Source organism: Streptomyces sp. NPDC052101, from assembly GCF_040680235.1.
In the GTDB taxonomy this organism is placed as follows: domain Bacteria; phylum Actinomycetota; class Actinomycetes; order Streptomycetales; family Streptomycetaceae; genus Streptomyces.
This window is the reverse complement of sequence record NZ_JBFAWH010000015.1, coordinates 64732-78203: the sequence shown is the minus strand read 5'-3', so window position 1 is coordinate 78203 and position 13472 is coordinate 64732. Positions and strand designations below refer to the sequence as shown.

Genomic DNA, 13472 nt, shown 5'->3' with positions numbered 1-13472 from the left:
TTCGACACTCCGTTCGCCTCCGGTTCGCCGTGCATTGGCCTGCCCTTGCTTGCCTTGGGGAATGGACCACATCACGTTCCTCGTGGCGGTCGTCATCGTCACGGGACTGGCGTTCGACTTCACGAACGGGTTCCACGACACCGCGAACGCGATGGCGACCTCCATCGCCACCGGCGCGCTCAAGCCGCGCACCGCGGTTCTGGTCAGCGGGATCCTCAATATCGTCGGCGCCTTTCTGTCCACCGAGGTGGCCAGGACGATCTCCGGCGGGATCGTGGACGACACACGGGTCAGTTCGGCCATGATCTTCGCCGGACTGGTCGGGGCGATCCTGTGGAACCTGGTGACCTGGCTCGCGGGCCTGCCCTCCAGTTCCTCCCACGCCCTCTTCGGCGGACTGATCGGCGCCGTCTGGGTCGGAGCGGGCTCCGACGGCGTGCACTTCGACAAGGTTGCCGAGAAGGTGCTGATCCCGGCCGTGGCCTCCCCGGTGGTCGCCGGTGTGGCCGCCCTGGTCGCCACCTACCTCGCCTACAGGCTCAGCGCCCGCGCCCGCCAGGACTCGGTGACCAAGGGCTTCCGGCTCGGCCAGATCGCCTCCGCGTCCCTCGTCTCCCTCGCGCACGGCACCAACGACGCCCAGAAGACCATGGGCGTCATCACGCTGACGCTGATCTCGGCGGGGGCGCTCGGCCATGACGCGGGCCCGCCGGTGTGGGTGATCGGCGCGGCCGGCCTCGCCATCGGTCTCGGCACCTATCTGGGCGGCTGGCGGATCATCCGCACCATGGGCAAGGGGCTGGCGGAGATCCAGTCGCCGCAGGGCTTCGCCGCCGAGACGGCCTCCACGACGGTGATCCTCACCTCCGCCCACCTCGGCTTCGCGCTGTCCACCACGCAGGTGGCCTCGGGCAGCATCCTCGGCGCCGGTCTCGGCCGCCGCCTCGCGGAGGTCCGCTGGGGCGTGGCCGGCCGCATGGTGCTGGCCTGGCTGATCACCCTGCCGGCCGCCGCACTGGTCGGCGGCCTCGCGGCGAGCGTGGTCAAGCACGGCGGCAACGCCGGTACGGCGGTCATCGCCCTGGTCGCCCTGGCCCTCGCCGCCGTCATCGTCGTCGCGTCCCGCCGCAACCCGGTGCGCGCCGACAACGTCAACGACCACCACGAGGTCACCGTCCGCAACCCGGCGCCGACCGACGTCGGCACGGCCGCCTGAACCTCCGGGAGCCCCCATGCATGTCGACTGGTCCGCCCTCGGCAAGGTCGCCGCGGTCAGCCTCGGTGTCACGGTCGCCGTGGTCGTCGTCTTCACCTTCGGCGTCCTCGGCCTGTCCCGAGCCGAGGCCGACCGCTCCGGATCCGCCACCGCGGGCCGGGCCCAGGCCGCCCTGTGCTTCCTCGCCTGCGCGGCAGTGGTGGCGTACGGGATCTATCTGATCGTGCCGCAGTTCCACTGACGGCCGGTACGCACGCGCGGGGGCCCGGCCGGGGAAACCGGCCGGGCCCCGCTGTCAGCGGCCCGCGCTCAAGTGCGCGAGTCGGTCCTTCAGGCGCGCGGAGAGCGTACCGCGGATTTCCGGTGCGAGCTTGCCGGTCTCACCCCAGGCGAGCGTCAGCTCGGCCACGCGACGCAGCTTGATGTTGGCGCTCATGGACGTCTCGCGGAGGATGTCCCACGCCTCCGCGGCCGTGACCCTGCCCACGGCGACGATCACGCCGATCGCCTGGTCGATCACCGCATGGGAGCCCACGGCCCGCTCGAGCTGGGAGACGGTGATCTCCAGCTGCCGGATACGGTCGTTCGGGGCCGGCAGCGTCTGCCCCGTGCCGGGGATTCGGTCCGCGTGCTCTTCCATCTCGTCTCCGCCGTGTGGATACGGTCGTCCCTCTCGTGCCCGGCCATACGCTACGTAAGCCTGCCGAGGCGCTGCGCCGCTCGCGCTCGGGGTTTCAGGGTTTCCACACCTCCGGGCCTCCGCCGTGCCACTCGATCAGGGGATGGTCGGCCACCTCCACCTCGTCCAGCGGATGCAGGCCGGCCTGCTCCAGGAACAGCAGCAGATCGTGCAGGCAGTGCGCGGTGCCGAGGAACTCCACGTCCACGCGCACTCGACGGCCACCCAGCTCGTCGGGCGCGTACACCACCACCCGTCGCTCAGCCACGGCTCCATCCTCCTCCACTTCCCTCGCGAGAGCGACGCATGGGCAGGAAGGGTCATCCCCGGGTATCGGACCACTTGAGGTGGACGGCGGTCTCGTGGAACCCCAGACCGCGATAGAAGTCGGCCGCCCTGCGCGTCGGCACGGTCACCTCGACGTCCTGTGCCTGCCGGGGCTCTTTCCTGGGCGGCCCGGACCAGCGCGGAACCCGTACCGCGTCCGCGCAGGGGCGCGTCCACGGTCAGTTCCAGCAGTTCGAGGATCGTTCCGCCGGCGAAAAGGGTGGGCATGCGCAGCGCGAGCAGGTATCCGACGACGCGCGAGTCCTGCTCGGCGACGAGGAACTCGGCGCTGCCGGCTGCGGCGGCAGCGATGATCCGGGGGAAGGTGACGTCGTCGAAGACCGCGCGGTCGGGCCGGTAGCTCGTCACGAAGCCGCTCAGCAGACGGTAGACGTCGTCGGCGTCCGAGGGTGCGGCGGCGCGGACGGTCATGCCGGCTCGTCTGCCGGGAGACCGGCGATCTGTGCCGTCCTGGCGGCCGGAACGGCGGCCAGGAGCTGCACCGCTTCGATCTCGATGCTGCTGTCGGCCCGGCCGCTGCCGCAGTGCACATGTCCCAGACGGCTGACGGTCTCGTCGAACACCACCACCGCGGCCCGGTCCGCGGACACCGGGCACACCCCGCCCGGCTGCATCCCCGCCCGCGCCAGCCGCCCGGCGTCGGCGGGGGACAGGTCGGCCCGGCGCAACCCGGCCGCACGGGCGAGGGCGCCGTACCGCAGCCGCGCATGGCCGGGAAGCGCCGCCAGCAGGAGACGGTCCTCGGGGGTCACGAACGCCAGGGTCTTGACGGTCCGCTCCAGCGGAACGCCCAACGCGGCGCACACCTCCACGGGGACGACCACGTCAGGATGCTCATGCAGCCGGAACGACACACCGAGCGCCGCGAGCACCTCCGGTGGACTGATGGGTACGGAAGCGTTCACCTCGCCGAGATTACCGCGTGGGGACGGGAGTTGATCGCCCTTCGCGTATTCCACATGCTCCTGGACGACCTCGACGGCTTCGTGCTCGACGCGCCTGTGGAGCGCGTGTCGGCGAGCATCGTACGGAGGCTGGTTGCTCTCTGACGGGAGCCGGGCGGACAGCCGTACGGTGAAGGCGTGCAGGTGTCCCAACTGCGCGAGCGCATCCAGCACACGGCCGTCCTCGCGGCCCCTCCCGCCGCCCGTCCTCCGGAGCTGCCGACGTGACCGAACTCTCCGCCGCCCAAGACGCCGCTGTGACCGACCGCTCCCGGCTTGCCGGGAGCGCCTACAACGGTGACCGGGACCTCGCCGCCCGGCAGTCCCTCTACCGGTGGCAGACGCCTCGCCATGACCTGCCCGGCATCGTCACCGAGCAGCTGAGCACCGTGCGCGGGCGGGTCGTCGACGTCGGCTGCGGGAACGGCAAGTTCCTGGAGCGGCTGGGGCGAGAGCGACCCCATCTGGAGCTTCTGGGCCTGGACATCGCGCCCGGCATCCTCGCCGATGTGCCCGGCGCGGTCGCGGTGGCGGACGTGTCGAGGCTGCCGCTGGGAACGGCGAGCGTGGACGCGGCCTTGGCGCTGCACATGCTCTACCACGCCTCGGACATCGCCCGGGCGGTGCGCGAGCTGTCCCGGGTGGTGACCCCCGACGGTCTGCTGGTTGCCTCCACCAACAGTGACCGCGACAAGGCCGAGTTGGACGAGCTGTGGATGCGGGCGGCCGGTGATGTCCTCGGCACCGGTCGGGGCCCGGCGCGGATCTCGCTCAGCGCCAGGTTCTCCCTGGAGAAGGCGCCGGCCTTCCTCGGCGAGGAGTTCGGCCGCGTCGAGACGATCGAACTGCCCGGCACCATCACCGTCCGCGACGCCGAACCCGTGGTTGCGCACATGGCCTCGTACCAGGCATGGGCGGACCAGCACGACGTGCCCTTCGAGGCCACGATCGAGCGGGCCCGCACCCTCGTGGACGAACACATCGCCCGGCGGGGGGCGTTCGAGATCCACTGCCGGGGAGGCATTCTCGTCTGCCGCCGTTAGCGGCGGGGGCACGTTCCGCGTGACATCACGCCGCGGATCTGCGCCCACCTGAGGCTGGGCCGAGAAGACCGCACCCGGACCGCCATGGACGCCGTGCTCGGCGGCCTGCGGACCGGGTGCGGACAGGGGGGACACTGCAATCAAGGAAATTGCAGGTCAGAGGACATGATCCAAGATCAAGCCTTCTTGGTCTCCCAGAAGATCTTGTCGATCTGGGCGATGTAGTCCAGGGCCTTCTGGCCCGTCGCCGGGTCGGTGGACGCCTTGGCGGCCGAGAGGGCCTTCAGGGCGTCGTTGACCAGCTGGTGCAGCTCCGGGTACTTCTCGAAGTGCGGGGGCTTGAAGTAGTCGCTCCACAGGACGGAGACGTGGTGCTTCGCAAGCTCCGCGCGCTGCTCCTTGATGACGGTGGCGCGCGCCTGGAAGTGGGGGTCGTCGTTGGCGGCCATCTTCTCCTGCACGGCCTTGACCGACTCCGCCTCGATGCGGGCCTGGGCCGGGTCGTAAACGCCGCAGGGCAGGTCGCAGTGGGCGCTGACCTTGACCTTGGGGGCAAACAGGCGGGAAAGCATGGAGCATTCCTTCCTCGTGATCGTCTTCTCAGGTGCGACATTACTCCCTGAGGAAGGCGATTTCTCGGGTGCCCCCTAGGGCTTAGGACAAAAGTCCAGGGTCAGACTGAGACTGGTGGAGGAACGGACCGGGGAGGTGCCGGGATGCCGGAGCTGTCGCAGGAGACCGAGCGGGGGAGGGCCGTGGCGCCGTTCGGGCTGGCCGAGGTGACCGGCCCGTCCATGGTGCCCACGCTCCTCCACGGGGACCGGCTGCTCGTGCAGTACGGCGCCTCGGTCAGGGCGGGGGACGTGGTGGTCCTGCGTCATCCGTTCCAGCAGGACCTGCTCGTCGTCAAGCGTGCCGTGGAGCGGCGCGACGGCGGCTGGTGGGTGCTCGGGGACAACCCGTACGCGGGCGGGGACAGCACCGACTACGGGGTCGTACCGGACGAGCTGGTGCTGGGCAGGGCGCGCTTTCGGTACCGGCCGCTGCGCGCCGGTCAGCGCTCGCCGCTTGCGCTGGCCCGCTGGGCGCTGTCGGCCGCGAGGCCGCTGCTGCCCGACCGGTCGGCCTCCAGGCGCTTGCGGGCCCGGTAGGCGGCCACGTTGGCGCGGGTCGCGCAGCGGTCGGAGCAGTAGCGCCGGGAGCGGTTGGTGGAGGTGTCGAGGTAGGCGTTGCGGCAGGGGGCGGATTCGCACAGGCCCAGTCGGTCGACGCCGTACTCGGTGAGATGGAAGGCCAGGCCCATCGCCGCGATGGCCGCGTAGCCCGCGGTGGCGTTGGAGGGGTGGTCGGCCAGGTGCATGTGCCACAGGGGGCGGCCGTCCTCGTCCCGGAAGTCGTGGCCCGAGATCTGCGGCGACACCGGGAACTCGAGCAGCAGTGAGTTCAGCAGGTCCACGGCGAGCGTCTCGTCGCCCTTGTCGGCCGATTCGAAGACCGCGCGGAGCCGCGCCCTTACCGAGCGGAAGCGCGTGACGTCGGCGTCCGTGGCGCGGCGGCCCGCGGAGGAGTTGGCGCCGAAGAGGTCGCGGACGGCCTCGACCGAGGTCAGCGAGTCCTTGCCCCGGGCCGGTTCCTCGCTGTTGACGAGACGTACGGCGTAATCCGAGTAATAGGCCAGTTCCACTTGTAGTCCTTACGGGGGCGCTTTATGGTCGTGTGTGCGGTCGGGTAACAGCCGGTCGTGCTTCCAGGGTATTACGCGTTGTGAGGGGAGAGGGGGTTCCATGACCACGAGTACCGGAACCGACTGGGCGGCCTGGCAGGAGAGCTGGGACCGGCAGCAGGAGTGGTACATGCCGGATCGCGAGGAACGCTTCCGGATCATGCTCGACATGGTCGAGGTCCTCGTGGGCACGGCCCCGCGCGTCCTCGACCTCGCCTGTGGCACCGGCAGCATCACCGCTCGGCTGCTCGCCCGGTTCCCGCGGGCCATCAGCACCGGCGTCGACCTCGACCCGGCCCTCCTCGCCATCGCGCGCGGCACCTTCGAGGGGGACGAACGGGTCTCCTTCCTCACCGCCGACCTCAAGGACCCCGACTGGCGGGCGAAGCTGCCGTACGACTCCTACGACGCCGTCCTGACCGCCACGGCCCTGCACTGGCTGCACAGCGAACCCCTCGCGGCCCTCTACGGTCAGGTCGCGGAACTGGTCCGCGACGGCGGTGTCTTCATGAACGCGGACCACATGATCGACGACAGCACGCCCCGGATCAACGCGGCAGAGCGGGCACAGCGCCACGCGCGCATGGATCAGGCCAAGCGGGACGGTGCCCTGGACTGGGCCGAATGGTGGAAGGTCGCGGCCAAGGACCCGGTCCTCGCCGAGCCCACCGCCCGCCGCTTCGAGATCTACGGCGAGCACGCGGACGGGGACACGCCCTCGGCGGGCTGGCACGCGCGCGTGCTGCAGGAGAAGGGGTTCGCCGAGGCGCGGGGCGTATGGGCGTCGCCCTCGGACACCTTGCTGCTGGCACTGAAGTGAGCCGGGAATGAGGGAGAGGGGCGGTACGGAGTTTCGTACCGCCCCTCTTGCTGTGAAGCGTCAATCGCCCGTCTCGCAGGGAAGCGTCGAACGTCCCTCGTGCGGCGAAGTGATCAGAGCACCTTGGACAGGAACGACTGCGTCCGCTGGTGCTGCGGGTTCGTCAGGACGTCGCGTGGATGGCCCGATTCGACCACCACGCCCTCGTCCATGAACACCAGGCTGTCGCCCACCTCGCGGGCGAAGCCCATCTCATGGGTGACGACGACCATGGTCATACCGGACTCGGCGAGGTCCCGCATGACGTCCAGGACGTCACCGACCAGCTCCGGGTCCAGGGCCGAGGTCGGCTCGTCGAACAGCATCAGCTTCGGGTCCATCGCCAGGGCCCGGGCGATCGCCACCCGCTGCTGCTGGCCGCCGGAGAGCTGCGAGGGGTAGTACCCGGCGCGGTCGGCCAGGCCCACGCGCTCCAGCAGCTGCACAGCCCGCTCCCGGGCCTGCGACCTGGCCACGCCCTTGACCTGCACCGGCGCCTCCATGACGTTCTCGACGGCCGTCATGTGCGGGAACAGGTTGAAGCGCTGGAAGACCATGCCGATGTCCCGGCGCTTCCTGGCGACCTCGCTGTCCTTCAGCTCGTACAGCTTGTCGCCCTTCTGGCGATAGCCCACCAGCTCGCCGTCCACGTACAGCCGGCCGGCGTTGATCTTCTCGAGATGGTTGATGCACCGCAGGAACGTCGACTTGCCGGAGCCGGAGGGGCCGATCAGGCAGAACACCTCGCCCGGCTTCACCTCCAGGTCGATGCCCTTGAGCACCTCGACATGGCCGAACGACTTGTGGACGCCCTGCGCCCTGACCATCGGCACCGAGCCCTTGGGCGGGGTGTCCTGTGTCTTGCCCAGCTTGTCGGTCATGCGCTCACCGCTCCCCTCGGCCGGCCCAGGGAGAACATGTTGGCCTTCACCTTCTGCCACGGCGTCGGAGGCAGCTGGCGGCTGGAACCGCGGGCGTAGTAGCGCTCGATGTAGTACTGGCCGACGCTCAGCACCGAGGTCATGATCAGGTACCAGGCCGCGGCGAGGAAGTACATCTCCACCGGGGCACCGGAGTTCTGGCCGATGTCCTGGGCGTAGCGGAACAGTTCGGGGTACTGGACGGCCGCCACCAGGGAGGTCGTCTTCAGCATGTTGATGACCTCGTTGCCCGTCGGCGGCACGATCACGCGCATCGCCTGCGGGATGATCACCCGGCGCAGGGTCCTGGCGTGGCTCATGCCGAGCGCGTGGGCCGCCTCGGTCTGGCCCTCGTCCACCGCGAGCAGGCCCGCCCGGCAGATCTCGGCCATGTACGCCGCCTCGTTCAGGCCCAGGCCGAGCAGCGCCGTCAAAAGCGGCGTCATGAAGTTCGACCAGTAGTCCTTGTAGAACGGCATCAGGTTGATGTACTCGAAGACCAGGCCCAGGTTGAACCACAGGAACAGCTGGACCAGGACCGGGGTGCCGCGGAAGAACCAGATGTAGAACCAGGCGATCGACGAGGTCACCGGGTTCTTCGACAGGCGCATGATCGCGAGGATGATGCCGAGCGCGATGCCGATCAGCATCGACAGGACGGTCAGCAGCAGGGTCTTGCTGACACCGGTCATGATGCGGTGGTCGAAGAAGTACTCCGGTACCGCATGCCAGTTGATCTTGCCCTGGCCGAAGGCGTAGACGATCGCGACGAGGACCGCGATGGCGACGAGGGCGGAGACGTAGCGTCCGTAGTGCCGGACAGGGATGGCCTTGATGGCCTCCGGGCCGGCCGGGGGAACGGTGTTCTCCCCGGGGTCCTCTCCGGCCCTCTTCTCTATGTCAGTCAAGGGTGTTGCCTCTCAGTGGCCGCTTCTGCTTCGTCTGCTTCCGCGGGTCACTTGCCGCCGTTGATCGCGGACTCCTTGACGGCGCCGTCCTGGGCGCCCCACTTCTCGAGGATCTTCTGGTACTCGCCGCTCTTGATGATCGCGTTCATCGCGGCCTGCAGCGCGTCACGCAGCTGCGTCTCCTTCTTGGCCACGGCGATGCCGTACGGGGCCGCCTCGACCTGCTGGCCGACGATCTGGAAGTCCTTGCCGCCGCCGGAGGTCTTCACCGCGTACGCGGCGACCGGGAAGTCGGAGGAGGCCGCGTCCACACCGCCCGAGCGCAGCCGGGTCTGGGACTGCTGGTCGTCGTCGAACGGCTCGATGGTGAGCTTCTTGCCGCCCGTACACTTCTTGGCCTCCTGCTTGGCCAGGTCGTTCGAGACGGTGCCGCGCTCGACGGCGATCTTCTTGCCGCACAGGTCCGACCAGCCGTTGATGCCCTGGGTGTCGCCCTTGCGGGTGTAGATCGAGACACCGGCGGTCAGGTAGTCGACGAAGTCGACGCCCTCGCCGACCTTCTTGCCCGTGTCCGGGTCGACGCCCTCCTGGCGGTTCTTGTTGTCCGTCATCGCCGACATCGCGATGTCGTAGCGGCCGGAGCGCAGACCGGTGAGCAGACCGTCGAAGGTGCCGTTCTGGAACTCCAGCGTCACGCCGAGCTGCTTGCCCATGGCCGCCGCGAGGTCCGGGTCCAGACCGACGGCCTTGCCGGAGGAGTCCTTGAACTCCACCGGGGCGTACGCGATGTCCGAACCGACCTCTATCTTGCCCTTGTTCTGGATGTCCTTGGGGAGCTTGCCGGCCAGCGGGGCGCTGCCGACGCTGCCGGATCCCTTGTTCTTGTCCTTGGTCTGGTCACCGCAGCCGGTGAGCAGCAGGGCGCCCGCGACCGCGATCGCGCCGACCGCTGCCAGACGGGAGCGTGCGGCGGTTGTACGACGGGCGGAGCTTGCGGTCATCGTGATTCCTCCGGCTGATGGGAAGACGTGCCGATGCGGCCGACGAGAACGCACACCTTCGGGTGCCGCGACCTCGTGGGTTTACGGCATCTTGCCATTCGGACTACGCCATTCAGGGGCGTCGCTATGTCAAAATCGCATAACGGGTGACCCCCCGAACCGCATCAGGTCGGTACATCCTTGGTCCATCGCCACCGAACCATGTGCGGGAATCCAGCGTTCCGGCCGGAAAACCTTCGGCGCGTCTCACGATGTGGTCAGCACGTGTGTCCCCGCACCAGCGTCTTCGGGCGCCCGGCGCGGTTGTCAGTCGCGTGTCATCTCGCTGTGGCTTTCTGGTTTCGAGATGTGACCTTGCACCTAATGGACTCGTCGTGGGCGCCGTCTATCCGGTAGGAAGGTTCTTTACACCCCTCATCCGGGGCTCAGGGCGCGTGTGCGGCGCGCCCGTCGCGTATGTGCTCGGCCGTATCAGCAAATCGGGCCGTACGCGGTGCCCGCCCACCCCTCACCAGGAGTGGTCGACCCTCAAACCATGCATACCTAAGGGGTACAACAAAGTGGCAGCGGAGATCGTCAATCCTCGCAGCGACAGCCATACGGACCAGGACGGCGGGGGCGAGCCCCTCGATTCCTTCGATCCGGTGTTCGAGCTGCACCGCGGCGGCAAGATGGCCGTGCAGGCCACCGTGCCGGTCCGCGACAAGGACGACCTTTCCCTCGCGTACACGCCCGGCGTCGCGCGCGTGTGCACCGCGATCGCGGAGCAGCCGGAGCTGGTCAACGACTACACGTGGAAGTCGTCCGTGGTCGCCGTCGTGACCGACGGTACGGCCGTGCTCGGACTCGGGGACATCGGTCCCCAGGCCTCCCTCCCCGTGATGGAGGGCAAGGCGATCCTGTTCAAGCAGTTCGGCGGCGTCGACGCGGTGCCGATCGCGCTCGACTGCACGGGCGTGGACGAGATCGTGGAGACCGTGGTCCGGCTCGCTCCCTCCTTCGGCGGAGTGAACCTGGAGGACATCTCGGCACCCCGGTGCTTCGAGATCGAGAAGCAGCTCCAGGAGCGCCTGGACATCCCGGTCTTCCACGACGACCAGCACGGTACGGCCGTCGTGACGCTCGCGGCGCTGCGGAACGCGGCGCGGCTCAGCGGCCGGGAGATCGGGCAGCTGCGGGCCGTCATCTCGGGCGCCGGCGCGGCCGGTGTCGCCATCGCCAAGATGCTGGTCGGGGCCGGCATCGGGGACGTGGCCCTGACGGACCGCAAGGGCGTCATCTCGGCCGACCGGGAGGACCTCACCCCGGTCAAGCGGGAGGTGGCCGGCTTCACCAACAAGGCCGGCATCACCGGCTCGCTGGAGGACGCCCTCGCGGGCGCCGACGTCTTCATCGGCGTCTCCGGCGGTACGGTCCCGGAGGAGGCCGTCGCCTCCATGGCGGAGGGCGCCTTCGTGTTCGCGATGGCCAACCCGAACCCCGAGGTGCACCCGGATGTCGCCCACAAGTACGCGGCGGTCGTCGCGACCGGGCGGTCCGACTTCCCGAACCAGATCAACAACGTGCTGGCGTTCCCGGGCATCTTCGCGGGCGCGCTGCAGGTGCGGGCCTCTCGGATCACCGAGGGGATGAAGATCGCCGCCGCGGAGGCGCTGGCCGCTGTCGTCGGCGATGACCTTGCCGCCGACTATGTGATTCCGTCGCCGTTCGATGAGCGAGTCGCTCCCGCCGTCACGGCGGCGGTGGCTGCGGCTGCTCGGGCCGAAGGGGTCGCACGCCGGTAAGTCGAGTGGCCCCGTTCGTCCGAGCGGGGCCATTTCCTTCCCTCCCGCTTCTTTCCCACCCGCCCGGTCGGCCGGGGTGCGGAAAAGGTGCCCTTCAAGGCAAGAGGGCATGTGTCACAGGGGCGCCTGGTTCCGTCTCGTGATCAGCGCACCTATCGTCGGCTGCATGTTCGCTGTCTACGCCGCCCGAATCGACCGCGACCAGCCGCTCAACGGCCTTGAGTTGGGGGAGCGACCGGCTCCCGAGGCCCGTCCCGGCTGGAGCACCATCGATGTACGGGCCGCCTCCCTCAACCATCACGACCTCTGGTCCCTGCGCGGCGTCGGCCTCCCGGAGGACCGGCTGCCGATGATCCTCGGCTGCGACGCCGCCGGCATCGACGAGGACGGCAACGAGGTCGTCCTGCACTCCGTCATCGGCCAGACCGGCCACGGCGTCGGCCCGAACGAGCCGCGCTCCATCCTCACCGAGCGCTACCAGGGCACCTTCGCCGAGCAGGTCGCCGTGCCGACCTGGAACGTGCTGCCCAAGCCCAGGGAACTGTCCTTCGCCGAGGCCGCCTGTCTGCCGACGGCCTGGCTGACGGCGTACCGGATGCTGTTCACCAACGCCGGGGTACGGCCCGGTGACTCGGTCCTGGTGCAGGGCGCGGGCGGCGGTGTGGCCACGGCCGCGATCGTGCTCGGCAAGGCGGCGGGCCTCCGTGTCTTCGCCACCAGCCGGGACGAGGCGAAGCGCAAGCGGGCCCTGGAGCTGGGGGCCGTGGAGGCGGTGGAGTCCGGGGCGCGGCTGCCGCAGCGGGTGGACGCCGTCATCGAGACCGTGGGTGCGGCGACCTGGTCCCACTCGGTGAAGTCGCTGCGGCCGGGCGGCACGATCGTCATCTCCGGTGCCACCAGCGGGGACCGGCCCTCGCACGCCGAGCTGACCCGGATCTTCTTCCTGGAGCTGAAGGTCGTCGGCTCCACCATGGGCACCAAGGAGGAGCTGGAGGACCTGCTCTCCTTCTGCGCGGCGACCGGCGTACGGCCCGTCATCGACGAGGAGCTGCCGCTGGACCGCGCCCGTGAGGGCTTCGAACGACTCGCGTCCGGCGAGCAGTTCGGGAAGATCGTGCTCACCAACTCCTGAGGTTTCCGAACTCCCCGGGCTTGCTGCGGGAGGGTCGTCGCGGGGCGGGTCCGGGTGTCCGGGCCCGCCCTTTGCGTGCCCGGGATGTCAACTTCGGTTGACATAAGCGGGTGCGTCAACGTAAGTTGACATCATGACCGAGGCAACCGATCTCGCCGAGCGCGCCGGTGACCGTGATCCGCGGGTCGGACTGCGGGCCGTGGCCGCGCTGCGCAGGCTGCTGGAGCAGCTGGAGGCGGTACAGGTGCGCAGTGCGCGCCATCAGGGCTGGTCGTGGCAGGAGATCGCCGCGGAGCTGGGTGTCAGCAGGCAGGCCGTGCACAAGAAGTACGGGAGGCAATGATGTTCGAACGCTTCACCAAGGACGCGCGTGACGTCGTGCACGGCGCGACCGAGCACTGCCGGCGCTCGGGATCGCAGTCCGTCGACGCCGGGCATATGTTGCTCGCCCTCCTCGACCGCGAGGGCAGCCGGGCCTCCTTCACGCTGGCCGCGCTGGGGCTCGCGGAGCGCGGGGAGTCGGTGCGCGGGGCCCTGGAAGAGGCGCGGCGGCGTGCCGGGCTGACCCGGGCCGAGGCGGACGCGCTGGCGGGGCTCGGGATCGATGTGTCGGAGATCGTGGCCCGGGTGGAGGAGGTGCACGGCGTCGGGGCGATGTCCGGTGACCGGAAGGACGAGCGCTGGCGGTCGGGGCGGCGGCCCGCCTTCGGCCGGGATGCGAAGGACGTGCTGGAGAAGTCCCTGCGGGTCGCCCTCGCCCACCGCGACCGGTACATCGGCGATGAGCACCTGCTGCTGGCGCTCACCGTCCTGCCGGGTGTGGCGGCCGAAGTGCTGGCCGACCACGGGGTCACCTATGAGTCGGCGACCTGGGTGCTGTACGGCGAGGGGCAGGCGAAGGCCGGCTGAGGCCGG

At 69.6% G+C, this 13472-nt stretch carries 17 protein-coding genes and 1 pseudogene; 9 read left to right on the top strand and 9 right to left on the bottom strand.

Annotated elements, in window-relative coordinates:
- Nucleotides 1-61: 61 nt before the first annotated feature.
- Complete coding sequence (locus tag AB0L75_RS25825) at nucleotides 62-1216, top strand: inorganic phosphate transporter (RefSeq protein ID WP_365185027.1); 1155 nt, start codon at nucleotides 62-64, stop codon at nucleotides 1214-1216.
- A gap of 16 nt (nucleotides 1217-1232) precedes the next feature.
- Nucleotides 1233-1457 carry a hypothetical protein gene (locus AB0L75_RS25820; RefSeq protein ID WP_365185024.1) on the top strand — a complete coding sequence of 75 codons (225 nt, stop codon included), beginning with the start codon at nucleotides 1233-1235 and terminating at the stop codon, nucleotides 1455-1457.
- Nucleotides 1458-1511: 54 nt separating this feature from the next.
- Here AB0L75_RS25820 and AB0L75_RS25815 read toward each other — a convergent pair whose 3' ends face one another.
- The 4 genes and pseudogenes from AB0L75_RS25815 to AB0L75_RS25800 form a co-directional block, all read right to left on the bottom strand.
- A complete protein-coding gene (locus tag AB0L75_RS25815) occupies nucleotides 1512-1856 on the bottom strand; it encodes an ANTAR domain-containing protein (protein ID WP_365185022.1) in 345 nt (114 codons plus the stop codon).
- A 94-nt stretch (nucleotides 1857-1950) separates the two neighbouring features.
- Complete coding sequence (locus AB0L75_RS25810) at nucleotides 1951-2163, bottom strand: hypothetical protein (RefSeq protein WP_365185021.1); 213 nt, start codon at nucleotides 2161-2163, stop codon at nucleotides 1951-1953.
- Between the two features lie 176 nt (nucleotides 2164-2339).
- Nucleotides 2340-2654, bottom strand: a pseudogene (locus AB0L75_RS25805) (GNAT family N-acetyltransferase); the annotation flags it as partial.
- The gene (locus AB0L75_RS25800) at nucleotides 2651-3361 is read right to left on the bottom strand and encodes a YbaK/EbsC family protein (RefSeq protein ID WP_365185019.1); all 711 of its coding nucleotides are present in this window, start codon (nucleotides 3359-3361) and stop codon (nucleotides 2651-2653) included. The pseudogene AB0L75_RS25805 and the gene AB0L75_RS25800, both read right to left, overlap by 4 nt.
- A gap of 50 nt (nucleotides 3362-3411) precedes the next feature.
- Between AB0L75_RS25800 and AB0L75_RS25795 the strand changes: the two genes are divergently transcribed.
- Nucleotides 3412-4230 carry a class I SAM-dependent methyltransferase gene (locus AB0L75_RS25795; RefSeq protein ID WP_365185017.1) on the top strand — a complete coding sequence of 273 codons (819 nt, stop codon included), beginning with the start codon at nucleotides 3412-3414 and terminating at the stop codon, nucleotides 4228-4230.
- 176 nt (nucleotides 4231-4406) lie between these two features.
- On the opposite strand, the gene sodN is transcribed toward AB0L75_RS25795, so the two are convergent.
- Nucleotides 4407-4802: a superoxide dismutase, Ni gene (sodN, locus tag AB0L75_RS25790; protein ID WP_020123534.1), complete on the bottom strand. Its 396-nt coding sequence runs from the start codon at nucleotides 4800-4802 to the stop codon at nucleotides 4407-4409.
- Between the two features lie 144 nt (nucleotides 4803-4946).
- Here sodN and sodX point away from each other — a divergent pair, with 144 nt between their 5' ends.
- Nucleotides 4947-5381, top strand: a complete 435-nt coding sequence (sodX, locus tag AB0L75_RS25785) for a nickel-type superoxide dismutase maturation protease (RefSeq protein ID WP_365185014.1) — start codon at nucleotides 4947-4949, stop codon at nucleotides 5379-5381.
- Here sodX and AB0L75_RS25780 read toward each other — a convergent pair.
- Nucleotides 5285-5914, bottom strand: a complete 630-nt coding sequence (locus AB0L75_RS25780; RefSeq protein WP_365185011.1) for a CGNR zinc finger domain-containing protein — start codon at nucleotides 5912-5914, stop codon at nucleotides 5285-5287. The genes sodX and AB0L75_RS25780 overlap by 97 nt on opposite strands.
- A gap of 100 nt (nucleotides 5915-6014) precedes the next feature.
- On the opposite strand from AB0L75_RS25780, the gene AB0L75_RS25775 reads away from it, so the two are divergent.
- Entirely contained in the window at nucleotides 6015-6773 is a 759-nt protein-coding gene (locus tag AB0L75_RS25775) for a class I SAM-dependent methyltransferase (RefSeq protein ID WP_365185009.1), read from the top strand.
- Nucleotides 6774-6886: 113 nt separating this feature from the next.
- On the opposite strand, the gene AB0L75_RS25770 is transcribed toward AB0L75_RS25775, so the two are convergent.
- Genes AB0L75_RS25770 through AB0L75_RS25760 form a run of 3 tightly spaced genes read right to left on the bottom strand, consistent with a single transcriptional unit; the run spans nucleotide 6887 to nucleotide 9641 of the window.
- Nucleotides 6887-7639 carry an amino acid ABC transporter ATP-binding protein gene (locus tag AB0L75_RS25770; protein WP_365185381.1) on the bottom strand — a complete coding sequence of 251 codons (753 nt, stop codon included), beginning with the start codon at nucleotides 7637-7639 and terminating at the stop codon, nucleotides 6887-6889.
- Between the two features lie 50 nt (nucleotides 7640-7689).
- On the bottom strand, nucleotides 7690-8640 hold the full coding sequence (locus AB0L75_RS25765) for an amino acid ABC transporter permease (RefSeq protein WP_365185007.1): 951 nt from the start codon (nucleotides 8638-8640) through the stop codon (nucleotides 7690-7692).
- A 47-nt stretch (nucleotides 8641-8687) separates the two neighbouring features.
- Nucleotides 8688-9641, bottom strand: a complete 954-nt coding sequence (locus AB0L75_RS25760) for an ABC transporter substrate-binding protein (protein WP_365185004.1) — start codon at nucleotides 9639-9641, stop codon at nucleotides 8688-8690.
- Between the two features lie 560 nt (nucleotides 9642-10201).
- Here AB0L75_RS25760 and AB0L75_RS25755 point away from each other — a divergent pair.
- From AB0L75_RS25755 to AB0L75_RS25740, 4 genes are all read left to right on the top strand, one after another.
- Entirely contained in the window at nucleotides 10202-11425 is a 1224-nt protein-coding gene (locus AB0L75_RS25755) for an NADP-dependent malic enzyme (RefSeq protein ID WP_365185002.1), read from the top strand.
- Between the two features lie 166 nt (nucleotides 11426-11591).
- Entirely contained in the window at nucleotides 11592-12557 is a 966-nt protein-coding gene (locus AB0L75_RS25750; protein WP_365184999.1) for a zinc-binding dehydrogenase, read from the top strand.
- Between the two features lie 133 nt (nucleotides 12558-12690).
- The gene (locus AB0L75_RS25745; RefSeq protein WP_037674056.1) at nucleotides 12691-12900 is read left to right on the top strand and encodes a helix-turn-helix domain-containing protein; all 210 of its coding nucleotides are present in this window, start codon (nucleotides 12691-12693) and stop codon (nucleotides 12898-12900) included.
- Entirely contained in the window at nucleotides 12900-13466 is a 567-nt protein-coding gene (locus AB0L75_RS25740) for a Clp protease N-terminal domain-containing protein (protein WP_365185378.1), read from the top strand. Before AB0L75_RS25745 ends, AB0L75_RS25740 begins: the two co-directional genes overlap by 1 nt.
- Nucleotides 13467-13472: the final 6 nt, after the last annotated feature.

Excerpts from the sequence above, each read along its gene's own strand:
- AB0L75_RS25775 (WP_365185009.1), top strand. The coding sequence starts at position 6,015 with ATGACCACGAGTACCGGAACCGACTGGGCGGCCTGGCAGGAGAGCTGG.
- sodX (WP_365185014.1), top strand. The coding sequence starts at position 4,947 with ATGCCGGAGCTGTCGCAGGAGACCGAGCGGGGGAGGGCCGTGGCGCCG.
- AB0L75_RS25770 (WP_365185381.1), bottom strand. The coding sequence starts at position 7,639 with ATGGTCAGGGCGCAGGGCGTCCACAAGTCGTTCGGCCATGTCGAGGTG.
- AB0L75_RS25820 (WP_365185024.1), top strand. The coding sequence starts at position 1,233 with ATGCATGTCGACTGGTCCGCCCTCGGCAAGGTCGCCGCGGTCAGCCTC.
- AB0L75_RS25740 (WP_365185378.1), top strand. The coding sequence starts at position 12,900 with ATGTTCGAACGCTTCACCAAGGACGCGCGTGACGTCGTGCACGGCGCG.
- AB0L75_RS25815 (WP_365185022.1), bottom strand. The coding sequence starts at position 1,856 with ATGGAAGAGCACGCGGACCGAATCCCCGGCACGGGGCAGACGCTGCCG.
- AB0L75_RS25825 (WP_365185027.1), top strand. The coding sequence starts at position 62 with ATGGACCACATCACGTTCCTCGTGGCGGTCGTCATCGTCACGGGACTG.
- AB0L75_RS25750 (WP_365184999.1), top strand. The coding sequence starts at position 11,592 with ATGTTCGCTGTCTACGCCGCCCGAATCGACCGCGACCAGCCGCTCAAC.
- AB0L75_RS25745 (WP_037674056.1), top strand. The coding sequence starts at position 12,691 with ATGACCGAGGCAACCGATCTCGCCGAGCGCGCCGGTGACCGTGATCCG.
- sodN (WP_020123534.1), bottom strand. The coding sequence starts at position 4,802 with ATGCTTTCCCGCCTGTTTGCCCCCAAGGTCAAGGTCAGCGCCCACTGC.
- AB0L75_RS25760 (WP_365185004.1), bottom strand. The coding sequence starts at position 9,641 with ATGACCGCAAGCTCCGCCCGTCGTACAACCGCCGCACGCTCCCGTCTG.